Origin of the sequence: Corynebacterium sp. NML120713 (genome assembly GCF_001875735.1) — a bacterium.
In the GTDB taxonomy this organism is placed as follows: Bacteria; Actinomycetota; Actinomycetes; order Mycobacteriales; family Mycobacteriaceae; genus Corynebacterium; species Corynebacterium pseudogenitalium.
Genome location: NZ_MLCR01000013.1, coordinates 182,473 through 194,170 on the forward strand (window position 1 = coordinate 182,473; position 11,698 = coordinate 194,170).

An 11,698-nucleotide genomic window follows, 5' to 3' on the forward strand; every position below is an offset into this window, starting at 1 on the left:
TGTTACGTGTGCTACGCCACAATCGCAGCGATGAATACTGCGATTGTGGCGTAGCGTTTAGGGAATGTACAGTATTGTCACAACTTCATACACGGGTGTCTTCGTTGGAGAGAAAAGCGAAGGCTGAGATGCACAAGCGAACCGTTGAACCTGATCCGGGTAATGCCGGCGTTTAGGAAGGAATGTAAGCGTATGAATACGCGTGGAAGCCATTCGTGGCGTGTCATTGATATTGTTACTGCAGCCGTTTTGGGGGTGGCATGCGGGCTCATTTTTTGGATGTGGAACAGCGTCGGGTACGCAGGATTTAAGGCCTTTGATGCGCTCACCCCGGGGCTTAGTGGCCTGTTCACCGGTATCTGGTTCCTCGGTGGCACGCTTGGTGGGTTGGTAATTCGCAAGCCTGGCGCTGCGGTGTTCGTGGAAGTGCTGGCGGCGTCTGTGTCCGCGGTCATCGGAAGCCAGTGGGGGATCGAGACGCTGTATTCAGGATTGGCACAGGGTCTCGGTGCAGAGATCGTGTTCCTGATCTTCGCCTACAAGAAGTTTTCGACGACTGTGGCGGTGCTTGCCGGTATGGGCAGCGCAGTGGGCGCGTTCGTGCTTGAGCTGTTCCTGTCCGCCAACTTCGCGATGGGCCTGGCGTTCAACGTGATTTACCTCAGCTGCATGCTGGTATCGGGCGCGTTGCTTGCTGGTATTGTTGCAAAACTCTTGGTTGATGCTCTGGCTAAGACTGGTGCGCTTGACCGCTTCGGTGCAGGACGCGAGCGGTTCCAACAGGAGGTGTAGCCTCGGTGGCTACGGGGGACCAGGTCATCCAGGCACAGGGCCTGGGCTATAAACACGCGACTCGCCCGAAGCCTGCGTTTACCGGGGTGGACTTGACCGTCTCTCGTGGGGAGCGCGTGCTGCTCACGGGAGACTCTGGCGCTGGCAAGTCAACGCTGCTTGCCGTTTTAGCTGGGTTGGCGGCAGATGGTGAGGAAGGCCAAGTTCTTGGCTCCGTGAGTGTCAACGGCACGGTTGGCATGGTGATGCAGGACCCAGAGGCACAAACGATTTTGACTCGCGTTGGCGACGACGTTGCGTTTGGTGCCGAGAATATGGGGATTCCGCCAGAGGAAATCTGGCCCCGTGTGCGCGCTGCGCTGGATGCAGTGGGCCTGGATGTGCCGTTGGACCACAACACCGCGCACCTTTCTGGTGGGCAGAAGCAGCGACTCACATTGGCGGGAGTATTGGCCATGGGCGCTGACATCATTCTGCTGGATGAGCCGACGGCAAACCTTGACCCGGAAGGGCGCGACGATGTTGTGCGGGCAGTCGATGCCGTGTGTCGCCGCACAGGGGCGACCTTGATTGTGGTGGAGCACCGACCTGCACACTGGGTAGGCTTCGTGGACACGTTCTATCACCTCACCGCGGATGGGCTACAGCGCAGCGGCCCGGATCAGCTCCCAATGCCACCGCAGTTGCCGCCAGCGTTGAAGGTCCCTGCCAGCGCGGTAAGCGCGCTGCGTACTGAGAATCTCCGGGTTGCATTCGGTTCACCCCGCAACATCGCGGTACCAGAGGGCTTTTCTACCGTGATTACAGGCAAGAACGGTGTTGGAAAGACGACGCTAGTGCAAGCGCTCGCTGGGCTCGTCGCGCCACTCAGTGGCACTTTGGAGTACTCGCCGCGGATTCGAAGCGGGCTGACTACACCGTCGCACCGCTGGAAGTCGAAGGACTTGGCCCAACGGATTGGTTATGTGTTCCAGGAACCGGAGCATCAGTTCGTGACCGCGAATGTGCGCGATGAAGTTGCGTTGTCGGGTGCGTCGGCACACCGCGTCGATGAGCTGTTGCAACGACTGAAGCTTGAACACGTAGTAGCAGCAAATCCCTTTACACTTTCAGGAGGAGAGAAGCGCAGGCTTTCGGTAGCGACTGCGCTAGTGAATGCCCCTGAGCTCCTCATTCTTGATGAGCCGACCTTTGGGCAGGATGACAAAACCTTTGTAGAGATAGTTTCATTGATCCGCGAGTTGGCCGACGAGGGGAAAACCATCATCTCAATTACTCACGATGAGGCCTTCGTCAGTTCGTTGGGCGACCATATGGAGGAGCTGCGCAACGAGACGAATGCGGAAGGCGGGGTGCGGGAATGAACGTGCTCAATGGGGTGAATCCGGTAACACGGATTCTGGGATTGGCGTTGCTGACTACACCGCTTATGGTGACGATCGATTGGGTTTCTGCAGTTGTCGCCATTGCGTTTACGCTGGCAGTCGTGCCGCTGTGCGGGCTGTCATTTAGGACGTTTTTCAAACGCGCGTTACCAATTCTTGTTGTTGCCCCGCTCGCGGGTATCCCGATGGCGCTATACGGCCAGTCAGGTGGGGAAACCTACCTTGAGTGGGGTCTCATCCATGTGACGGAGCTGTCCATTTCGCTCGCATTATCAATGGTGCTTCGCGTGTTTGCCATTGCGCTGCCCGTCATTGTGTTGTCTGCGCACGTGGATCCAACGGATCTTGGCGATGGGCTGTCCCAGGTGTTGAAGCTGCCAGAGCGCTTTGTCCTGGGATCAGTCGCTGCGTTTCGTATGTTGACGCTACTTCGTGAGGATGTTGAGGCGATGCGGATGGCGCGTCGTGCCCGAGGTATCGCGGATACGGGACGCGTGAAGTATTGGTTTTCGTTGGCTTTCGGCTTGCTGGTGATGTCTCTGCGCAGGGCAGGCAAGCTTGCTACCGCGATGGAGGCTCGCGCATTCGGCGGCCCGCAAAAGCGTACGTGGGCTCGAGAGTCGCGGCTTACCAGGCGCGATTGGGTTGTCATGGTTGTATGCATCGCTGTCGCGTGCGTCGCGCTGGGGCTTTCAGTTGCCACTGGGTACTTCCGGCCAGTGTGGAGCGTCTCGTAGCTCATGGCTTACACACTGCTTATCGACGGCCCCTCCGGCGCCGGCAAAACCACATTGGCTGAACAAATTGGTGCTGCGCTCAGCGTTCGAGTGGTGCATTGCGATGAGTTTTATCCTGGCTGGAGCGGGCTTGAAGAAGGATCCAGAATTGTGGAGCGGGATGTACTTTCGCTCAATGAGCCGGGATACTGGCGTTGGGACTGGGAGCGTCAACGCCGCGGGGAGTGGGTCAGCCTTGACCCAGAAGGCGACCTTATTATTGAGGGCGTTGGTGCAGTGACCGAGGCGTCGATCGCGGCGGCGCGGGCGCGTGGCTGTGTGAACACGCTGTGGGTAGAGGCGGCAGAGTCGCTGCGTCGTTCGCGGGCGTTGCAGCGTGACCCAGGGTATGCGCCGTTTTGGGATATGTGGGCGGCCCAGGAGCAGGAGCACAGAGCTAGGCGAGGTGCCGTTTACTTCGACGTGACTATTGAGCGGCGTTAGTCAGCCGGGGTGAGCGTGACGCGCTCTGCCCAAGTGAGGTCGATGCCGAGGCTGGAGAGCCACCGCATCGCGTCGTCGCCGTGGCGGGTAATTCCCTCGACGGCGTTGAGGGTCACTTCCATGGCGCGTTCAGCTTCTTCTGCAGTGATAAGCCCTGCGGACGTCGCCGCGGCAAGCTCGTCGATGTCAAGGACTTCGATCGGACGTCCGGTCAGGGACACTAGGTCGACGTAGAGGTCGCGCGTCTGCCAGACGCCATCTGTTTCGGTGATATCTGCGACGTCGAAGTAGAAATCTTGTTGTACATCGATGCCTTGGCGGAAGTGGAAGATGTTTGCGCGGAGACCAAGCGATGGAAGCAGCCAGCTTTCCAAGTATCCAAACCGTGGGTGGTTTGCGCCTCGGGCCATGTAGAGGCCGAAGTTGGTCGTCGTGAAGACATCCACCTGGCGCAGGAACCCCTTGGGGTCGGTGTTGATTTTCGACGAAGTGTCGAAGGTTTCCTGCTTCACTGGATGAAGGTCGACGGTCATAGGGCGCTTACCTTACGTTGAACTGTGCTGCTGTCGGAGCGAAGTGACAGACATTGTTCTTGGTGCGTGCGGCACCGTCTATCACTGCAAGGACTTTTCCAGCTCCTGTTTTAGCGGTCGCGGACAGGGTGGTTGGTCCTGTTGGGTTTATCTGATTGTTTGCGAGTGGCGTTACACCGGTTTTGCCGGTGTTGAGGTTGATCCAGTACGCGTTCATGAGGCCTTGGCGTTCTGCGGCGGGTGGGGTGCCAAGAGCAGTAAAGACGAATGTGGCTTCCCCAGCTTTAGCGCCGGGGGCGGGTGCTGGTGCGGGGCCCGGTACGACGAGCGCGGAGGCGGTGGAGTGCAGTCCTGGTCCGATGCAGTTGCTGGACACTGTCGGCCAATAGAACTGCGTAAAGGCGGGAGCATCGTTCGGCAGTGGTGGGCCGCCAAGTTCTCCTTTACCTGCAAAGAAGTTCACGGCCGTGCGCAGTGCGTTGGCGACCTGTGGCGGAACGAAAGGCTGATCGGCGAACTGGTTGATGCGGGCAGCGGTGTCATTGGTTGGGCGTCCGAGGCTATCAACAGCAGAAGAGAGCGACGACGGGATGCTGGGCTGCTGCGCATTCGCCAGCGGCGCGACGACGAGTGTGCACGCAGCGCAGAGTGCAGAAAGGTGTCGAGCGGCGCGACGCGTGAGGTGGGAGGGGTGCACGGAGTGACCTAACTTTCCTTCGCATGACATGGAGGTGGCCGTCGAAAAGCCATAACTCTAGTCACAATAGTCACTTTTGCCACAGGGTCAAGTGGGGGACGTGCTTCAAGGTGCATGTTTGCTGCTTTGCGAGTACCATTTAACCGTTATTTCCACCTATGCGAAGGAGCACCGGTTTCAGTGTCGCATCCTGAATTTCGAAACGTAGCGATTGTCGCTCACGTTGACCACGGCAAGACTACATTGGTCAACGCAATGCTGGAGCAGTCCGGCGTATTCTCTGACCACGGTGAACACGGTGACCGCGTGATGGATTCCGGCGAGCTCGAGTCCGAGCGTGGCATCACCATCCTGGCCAAGAACACCGCTATCCGCCGCAAGGGGAAGGGCAAGGATGGTACCGACCTTGTCATTAACGTGATCGATACGCCGGGGCACGCTGACTTCGGTGGTGAGGTCGAGCGTGGCCTTTCCATGGTCGATGGCGTTGTGCTGCTTATCGACGCCTCCGAGGGGCCACTGCCGCAAACGCGCTTTGTGCTGGGCAAGGCGCTGGAAGCGAAGAAGCCGGTCATCATCTGCGTGAACAAGACTGACCGCCCGGACGCCCGCATCGACGAGGTTGTCGAGGAAGCACAGGACCTGCTGCTGGAGCTCGGCGCCGGCCTCGAAGACCCGGAGGCAGCTGAAGCTGCGGAAAATCTGCTTGAGCTTCCAGTGCTGTACACGTCGGGTCGTGCGGGCCGGGCATCGCTCGAGAACCCGGGCAATGGCAACCTGCCGGACAACGATGATCTGCTTCCGCTGTTCAACGTCATCTACGACGTGCTGCCGGAGCCTTCCGCCGAGATCGACGCACCGCTGCAGGCGCAGGTCACGAACCTTGACTCCTCGTCGTTCCTGGGTCGTATCGCGTTGATTCGCGTGTACAAGGGCACTGTCAAGAAGGGCGACACGGTCGCGTGGGTGCACTACGACTCCGAGGGCGAGCAGCACGTCAAGAACGTGAAGATCGCCGAACTACTGGTCACCGAGGGACTCGACCGCGTTCCGACGAAGGACGGCGTCGTCGCGGGTGACATTGCTGCAGTGTCGGGTATCGACGAAATCATGATTGGTGACACGCTGTGCGACGTCGACCACATTGACCCGCTCGAGCGCATCAAGATTGACGATCCCGCAATTTCGATGACGATCGGTGTGAACACCTCGCCGATGGCAGGCCGTAACGGTGGTGACAAGCTGACCGCCCGCATGGTGAAGGCGCGCCTGGACCAGGAGCTCATCGGTAACGTCTCCATCAAGGTGTTGCCGACCGAGCGCCCGGACACCTGGGAAGTGCAAGGTCGCGGCGAGATGGCCCTGACCGTGCTGATTGAAACGATGCGTCGTGAAGGTTTTGAGCTGACCGTTGGTAAGCCGCAGGTAGTGACCAAGGAGATCGACGGTAAGGTGTACGAGCCGTACGACCACATGCTTATCGACGTCCCCTCCGAGCACCAGGGCGCTGTTACCCAGCTGATGGCGGCCCGTAAGGGCCAGATGACGGCGATGGGCAACACAGGCTCGGGTGATTGGGTTCGTATGGAGTTCGACGTCCCTGCTCGTGGCCTGATTGGTTTCCGCACGACGTTCTTGACCGAGACCCGTGGTGCAGGCATTGCGAACTCCTACTCGATCGAGCACCGCCCCTGGGCCGGCGAGATCAAGGGGCGCCCAACCGGCTCGCTGGTTGCCGACCGCTCTGGGCAGGTTACTGCGTACGCGCTGACACAGCTTGCCGACCGTGGTGACTTCTTCGTTGAGCCTGGCGCAGAGACTTACGAAGGCATGGTCGTTGGCGCGAACAATCGTGATGAGGATATGGATATCAACATCACGAAGGAGAAGAAGCTGACGAACATGCGCTCCGCTACCGCTGACGCAACCGTTACGCTGGCGAAGGCCCGCACGCTGTCCCTCGACGAGGCAATTGAGTTCTGCGACGACGACGAGTGCGTCGAGGTCGCCCCGGAGGCAATGCGTGTACGCAAGATCATCCTCGATTCCACGGAGCGAGGCCGTGCCCGTTCCCGCGCAAAGCAGCGCAATAAGTAGTCCGGTACTGGTGCGGTAGTATCTACTGCGATGAATCCGCACCACTTTTCAGCGCCACGCCGCTCGCGACCACTGCGAGTCGGCGTGGCGCTGCTTGCGTGCTGTAGCGTGGCCGCGCTTTCTGCATGTGCGGCATCACCGGGGCCGCCACCGCTGGTGGACCCAAGTGATGTCGCCGCGCGTGAGATGTACGAGCAGGACACAACTACTACCGCCTCTGCGGAGCCGGAGGGGAAGACGCGAGTGCGCTCGCAGGTGGATGTTGGCGTCGATTCGCTTCGCAACGGGCTCAACCCGCATCTGATCGCTGACGAATCTGCGGTTGTCCGAAGCGTGGCGAACCTTGTGCTTCCTAGCGCGTTTCATAACGGGGTCAGAAACTCCGCGCTGCTGAATGGGGCGACGGTCGTCGCTGGCTCGCCGCAGGCGATGACGGTGCGTTACATCATTCGTGACACGGCGCAGTGGTCCGATGGCACGCCAGTGACTGGAGCCGACTTTGCGTACCTGTGGCGCGGGATGCGGTCCACACCAGGGGTGCGAAACCCGGCCGGGTACCGTGCAATTGAGGCGGTGCGCGTCAGTGGCGCGACTGGCAAGGTTGTTGACGTCGACTTTTCGGAGCCGGTCGCTGACTGGCGCGGGCTTTTTGATAATTTGCTGCCTGCGCACGTATTCGCGGCAGATGGTTCGGACTTCGGCGTGGCGCTGCGCGAAACGATTCCTGTCTCGGCTGGCCGCTACATGGTGCGCGGAGTGGATCGCGGACGTGGGACGATCACGTTGAACCGTAACGATCGCTTTTGGGCAGCGAACCCGGCCAAGATCGATATTTTGACGCTGCACGCGGTGCGCGGCACGACGCAGATCGCGGACCAACTGCGAACCGGTCAGCTCGCGTTTGTCGATCGTGCGCCAGGGGAGACCACACGTCGCGTTCTGGACCTGGTGCCGGGCGTGCAGTCGAGGGCACTAGACACGCCACGGGTGCTTGGCGCTGTGCTGTCTGCTACTTCCGGAATGTCTCCGGAGGTACGCGCGGAGCTGCGTTCCCTGATTGATATCCCGCTGCTGGCAAGCATCGCGTTGGACCGTACCGCTGACGTCGCGGTTGCGGAGCACGGGCGTGTGAGCGCACAGGATCCTCAGGCTGTGTACACCCATGTCGCGTTGCATGGCGCTATTCGGATTGGCGCGGACCTTGCGGACCCAGCTGCGATCGCGGCGGCCAGGTCGATGGCGGACATGTTGCAGGCACGCGGGGTGACAGCGCGAGTGGTGGCGACAGATTTTGGCTCGCTGATCCGCTCGGGCTTGGCAGAGAACACCATCGACGTCCTGGTGGCGTGGCAGCACGACCCCGAGAATTTATCCGACGCTGCGAGCCGCTTGGACTGCGTTGCGGGCGCCCCGCGGGCGGGCAACCTTGCCGGTTTTTGCGAGCTGCATTCTGTCGCGCTTGCGAAGGAAATCCTGGCAGGTTCGTACGGGCTGACGCAGGCCACGCGGGCGGTCAACGATGTACTCGAGAAGGAGGCGTTATGGATGCCGATTGCGCGCGAGCGTCGTATCATCGCCCTCGGGGAGGGCATCATCGGGCCGGATACAGATTTGAATAACTGGCAAGCAGGCTTATCGACGGCCGCTTCGTGGCGCCTGCAGCCGAAACGAGACGAAGGAGACCGGAACAACCATGCACAACTCCCGTGACCTACAGGGCTACCGCGTCCTTGCTGTGCACGCTCACCCCGACGACGAGTCCATCACCATGGCGGGGACACTCTTCGACCTAGCGCGCCGCGGCGCAGACGTGCTCGTAGTGACGTGCACACTCGGTGAGGAAGGTGAGGTGATCGGCGAGCCCTACCAGCTGCTGACGAACGACTTTGGAGACCAGCTTGGCGGGTTCCGCATCGCGGAGCTGCACGGTGCGCTGGAGGCGATCGGTGCTCGTGGTGAGTTCCTTGGCGGTGCTGGTTGTTTCCGCGATAGTGGTATGGCGGGGTCGGAGTCCAGCAAGAACCCACGCGCATTCGTCAATAGTGGGCGTCGCGCGGTTGATGCCTTGCTTGAGGTGCTGCGCCGGGAGCGTCCGCACCTCGTGCTGACCTACGGCCCTGACGGCGGGTATGGGCACCCGGATCACATTCGTGCGCACGAGATCGTGCATGAGGCCGCTGAGGAGTTCGATATCCCGCGCATCCTGTGGGCAGTGCGTAGGAGGGATGAAACGGATGCGTTGCTGCCGCAGGTAGCACCTGAAGGGTGGCGGCTGCCCGAGCCAGGTGAGCTCGACGGCGTCGACAGCGTCGACGTATCGGTGTGCCTGGACGATGAGGCGTACAGTGCAAAGATTGCCGCGATGGCTGCACATGCGACGCAGATCTGGGTTGCGGATGGCCGGACCAGCGCGACGAACCCACATTCGGTGCTGGGCAACGGTCCAGTTATGTACTACGCACTGTCGAACTTGATCGTGCAGCCAATTCAGCCGTTTGAGCACTTTCAGCTCGGTGGGGGCGAAGAGGTCGTCGATAAGGCTGACGCACTCAGTGGCCTTGAGCGATGACTGACACCCGCGACAAAACCGATATCCCCCGTGGAGAGAAGGTAGCGGGAGTCATCTGGCTTTCCGTCGGCGCGCTTATTTCACTTTTGCTGGAAGCTGTCAACTTGGACACACGAATCGCTGGAATCGCGGTGCCGTTTACTGCAGTCATCGCGGCGCTCTTTAACAGCGTGTTGACGAAGGCTGCGGCGCTGTGGTCTGACCTTGTGCTGGTCAAGCTTGTGCCGCTTACCGTTTGGGTGGCGGGCTTCTTCGTCCTGCTGAGTGTCCTCCCAGCCAGCGGGGCGATGGTGCTTCCTGCGAGCCCACTGACGCTTGTGCTGCTTTTTGCAGGCTTGAGTGGGGGCGTTTGGCCCCTTTTCGGTCGAAAGTGACATACTGTAACGCATGACTTATGTGATTGCTCAACCATGCGTGGACGTAATGGACCGCAGCTGCGTCGAAGAATGCCCAGTCGACTGCATCTACGAGGGCAAGCGCATGCTCTACATTCACCCAGACGAGTGCGTCGACTGCGGTGCATGTGAGCCAGCTTGCCCAGTAGAAGCTATCTTCTACGAGGATGACACTCCAGAAGAATGGGCAGAGTACTACGACGCAAACGCCGGCTTTTTCGACGAGCTTGGCTCGCCAGGCGGAGCAACCAAGCTTGGGCCTCAAGATTTCGACCACCCATTTGTGGAGGCGCTTCCACCGCAGAACCAGGACGGTTAATACTGCATGAGCACGCACGATCGCGCCAGCTTGGGGGAGCAACTGCCGGAGTTCCCTTGGGATACCATCCTTGACGTCAAGCAGAAGGCTGCTAGCCACCCCGGTGGACTTATTGACCTTTCAATCGGAACACCGGTAGACCCCGTCGACCCGTCTATCCAGCTTGCGCTGGCCGAGCATGCAGCAATTCCTGGGTATCCGCCGACGCAGGGGTCAACAGCCCTGCGTGAAGCGATCGTGGATTCCCTGCAGCGGCGATACAACATCCACGGGCTGCACGCTGACGCGGTGCTTCCAGTTATCGGCACCAAGGAAGCCATCGCGTGGCTTCCGACCATGCTCAACCTGCGTGGGGGCACCGTGGTGATCCCAGAGATCGCGTACCCAACGTACGAGGTTGCCGCGGTACTTGCAGGCTGCAAGGTCGTGCGCTCCGACGCTCCTGTCGATGGCGCGTCGCTGGTCTTTTTGAACTCCCCAAGCAACCCAACCGGACGCGTGCTCTCAGCACAAGAGATGCGTGTGTGGGTCGATTTCGCGCGGGAGACCGGGGCGATCATCGTCTCCGATGAGTGCTACATGGGCCTGGCGTGGGACGAAGATCGTGCCCCGGTGTCGTTGCTCGACCCGGCGGTCAGTAGCGGCGACAACACCAACCTTTTGGTCATGCACTCGCTGTCGAAAACCTCGAACATGGCTTCATACAGAAGCGGATTCATCGCCGGAGACGAGTCACTCGTGCAGGAGCTTCTCCTGATGCGCAAGCACACCGGGATGATGATGCCCGGGCCGATCCAGGCCGCAACGCTGGCTGCGCTCCAGGACGATCAGCACGAAACGCTCCAGCGGCTGCGCTACGCCAACCGCCGCGTGACGCTGTTGCGCGCACTGCTCGATGCCGGATGTAGCGTCGACCATTCCGAGGCAGGGCTGTACCTCTGGACCCGTAGGGACGGGGCAGACGCCCGCCAGACGCTCGACTGGTTCGCGCAGCGTGGCATCTTGGTCGCGCCGGGGGACTTCTACGGTCCAGGCGGCTCGCAGCATGTCCGAGTCGCCCTCACGGCCTCCGACGAGGCCATCGCTGAGGCCGCGCAGCGACTCTCGGAGTAGCCCCTGTGGATACCTCAACAGAGCGTCTTGGGACGCGTGTCGTACGTAGCCTGCGCGAATTTCTCCGCTTCGGCATCGTGGGTGGATCTGGCGTCGTGGTCAATCTGGTGGTGTTCTACATCGCCAAGAAGGCAATCGACGCCGGGTTTGACCTTCACGAAGGCGATATCTTTTTCAACCTTTTCGGCACTCGCTTTAATGTCCGGTGGTACCACGTACTCGCTACCGTGGCGTTCCTCGTGGCAAATACATGGAACTACCAGCTCAATCGGTCGTGGACGTTCCGCGGGCCCCAGCGTCGTTCGTGGATCCGCGGGTTTTTCCCGTTCCTCACCACCGGCGTGATGGCATTCGTTGTTTCGCTGGTGTTCTTGACGTTGTTTATGAACCCGAACTCCCCAATTGGCTTGCCGGACAGTATTTTCGACGACTCCACCGGTCTTCGCACGAAGTCCTACTGGTCGCAGGGCCTGGCGACGCTGATCGCGACACCGGTGAACTACATCATTAATAAAATTTGGACGTTTTCGAAGCCGAAAACAGCTCCGAAAACGTCCGCGTCTTCCTAGTTTTGCTTG

The 11,698-nt window shown here is 60.3% G+C and carries 13 protein-coding genes and 1 riboswitch; of the genes, 11 read left to right on the plus strand and 2 right to left on the minus strand.

Annotated elements, in window-relative coordinates:
- The first annotated feature begins 81 nt into the window (after positions 1 to 81).
- Positions 82 to 197, plus strand: a riboswitch (TPP riboswitch).
- The 4 genes from BJP06_RS07210 (at position 193) to BJP06_RS07225 (ending at position 3,397) form a co-directional block, all read left to right on the plus strand.
- On the plus strand, positions 193 to 792 hold the full coding sequence (locus tag BJP06_RS07210; RefSeq protein ID WP_071573333.1) for an ECF transporter S component: 600 nt from the start codon (positions 193 to 195) through the stop codon (positions 790 to 792). (Overlaps the previous riboswitch by 5 nt.)
- Positions 793 to 797: 5 nt before the next feature.
- Entirely contained in the window at positions 798 to 2,156 is a 1,359-nt protein-coding gene (locus BJP06_RS07215; protein WP_071573334.1) for an ABC transporter ATP-binding protein, read from the plus strand.
- On the plus strand, positions 2,153 to 2,914 hold the full coding sequence (locus BJP06_RS07220) for an energy-coupling factor transporter transmembrane protein EcfT (RefSeq protein WP_070362699.1): 762 nt from the start codon (positions 2,153 to 2,155) through the stop codon (positions 2,912 to 2,914). Before BJP06_RS07215 ends, BJP06_RS07220 begins: the two co-directional genes overlap by 4 nt.
- A gap of 3 nt (positions 2,915 to 2,917) precedes the next feature.
- A complete protein-coding gene (locus BJP06_RS07225) occupies positions 2,918 to 3,397 on the plus strand; it encodes a (d)CMP kinase (protein ID WP_071573335.1) in 480 nt (159 codons plus the stop codon).
- Here BJP06_RS07225 and BJP06_RS07230 read toward each other — a convergent pair.
- Positions 3,394 to 3,930, minus strand: coding sequence for a DUF402 domain-containing protein (locus BJP06_RS07230; protein WP_071573336.1), 537 nt, complete (start codon positions 3,928 to 3,930; stop codon positions 3,394 to 3,396). The two genes, BJP06_RS07225 and BJP06_RS07230, sit on opposite strands and share 4 nt — an antisense overlap.
- Before the next feature lie 7 nt (positions 3,931 to 3,937).
- Complete coding sequence (locus tag BJP06_RS07235; RefSeq protein WP_255365811.1) at positions 3,938 to 4,627, minus strand: hypothetical protein; 690 nt, start codon at positions 4,625 to 4,627, stop codon at positions 3,938 to 3,940.
- Positions 4,628 to 4,807: 180 nt separating this feature from the next.
- On the opposite strand from BJP06_RS07235, the gene typA reads away from it, so the two are divergent.
- Genes typA through BJP06_RS07270 form a run of 7 tightly spaced genes read left to right on the plus strand, consistent with a single transcriptional unit; the run spans position 4,808 to position 11,689 of the window.
- Positions 4,808 to 6,724, plus strand: a complete 1,917-nt coding sequence (gene typA / locus BJP06_RS07240; protein WP_071573338.1) for a translational GTPase TypA — start codon at positions 4,808 to 4,810, stop codon at positions 6,722 to 6,724.
- A 30-nt stretch (positions 6,725 to 6,754) separates the two neighbouring features.
- Positions 6,755 to 8,434 (plus strand): ABC transporter family substrate-binding protein, encoded by a 1,680-nt coding sequence (locus tag BJP06_RS07245; protein WP_071573339.1) that lies wholly within the window; start codon positions 6,755 to 6,757, stop codon positions 8,432 to 8,434.
- A complete protein-coding gene (gene mshB / locus BJP06_RS07250; protein WP_071573340.1) occupies positions 8,418 to 9,293 on the plus strand; it encodes an N-acetyl-1-D-myo-inositol-2-amino-2-deoxy-alpha-D-glucopyranoside deacetylase in 876 nt (291 codons plus the stop codon). The genes BJP06_RS07245 and mshB overlap by 17 nt, the downstream gene beginning before the upstream one ends.
- The gene (locus BJP06_RS07255) at positions 9,290 to 9,667 is read left to right on the plus strand and encodes a hypothetical protein (RefSeq protein ID WP_071573341.1); all 378 of its coding nucleotides are present in this window, start codon (positions 9,290 to 9,292) and stop codon (positions 9,665 to 9,667) included. The genes mshB and BJP06_RS07255 overlap by 4 nt, the downstream gene beginning before the upstream one ends.
- Positions 9,668 to 9,680: 13 nt before the next feature.
- The gene (gene fdxA, locus BJP06_RS07260) at positions 9,681 to 10,007 is read left to right on the plus strand and encodes a ferredoxin (protein WP_071569037.1); all 327 of its coding nucleotides are present in this window, start codon (positions 9,681 to 9,683) and stop codon (positions 10,005 to 10,007) included.
- A gap of 6 nt (positions 10,008 to 10,013) precedes the next feature.
- On the plus strand, positions 10,014 to 11,120 hold the full coding sequence (gene dapC, locus BJP06_RS07265; RefSeq protein ID WP_071573342.1) for a succinyldiaminopimelate transaminase: 1,107 nt from the start codon (positions 10,014 to 10,016) through the stop codon (positions 11,118 to 11,120).
- 5 nt (positions 11,121 to 11,125) lie between these two features.
- Entirely contained in the window at positions 11,126 to 11,689 is a 564-nt protein-coding gene (locus BJP06_RS07270; protein WP_255365812.1) for a GtrA family protein, read from the plus strand.
- Positions 11,690 to 11,698: the final 9 nt, after the last annotated feature.

Coding starts and splice junctions, on each gene's coding strand:
- BJP06_RS07210 (WP_071573333.1), top strand. CDS start 193: ATGAATACGCGTGGAAGCCATTCGTGGCGTGTCATTGATATTGTTACT.
- BJP06_RS07220 (WP_070362699.1), top strand. CDS start 2,153: ATGAACGTGCTCAATGGGGTGAATCCGGTAACACGGATTCTGGGATTG.
- BJP06_RS07225 (WP_071573335.1), top strand. CDS start 2,918: ATGGCTTACACACTGCTTATCGACGGCCCCTCCGGCGCCGGCAAAACC.
- BJP06_RS07230 (WP_071573336.1), bottom strand. CDS start 3,930: ATGACCGTCGACCTTCATCCAGTGAAGCAGGAAACCTTCGACACTTCG.
- BJP06_RS07245 (WP_071573339.1), top strand. CDS start 6,755: ATGAATCCGCACCACTTTTCAGCGCCACGCCGCTCGCGACCACTGCGA.
- mshB (WP_071573340.1), top strand. CDS start 8,418: ATGCACAACTCCCGTGACCTACAGGGCTACCGCGTCCTTGCTGTGCAC.
- BJP06_RS07255 (WP_071573341.1), top strand. CDS start 9,290: ATGACTGACACCCGCGACAAAACCGATATCCCCCGTGGAGAGAAGGTA.
- fdxA (WP_071569037.1), top strand. CDS start 9,681: ATGACTTATGTGATTGCTCAACCATGCGTGGACGTAATGGACCGCAGC.
- dapC (WP_071573342.1), top strand. CDS start 10,014: ATGAGCACGCACGATCGCGCCAGCTTGGGGGAGCAACTGCCGGAGTTC.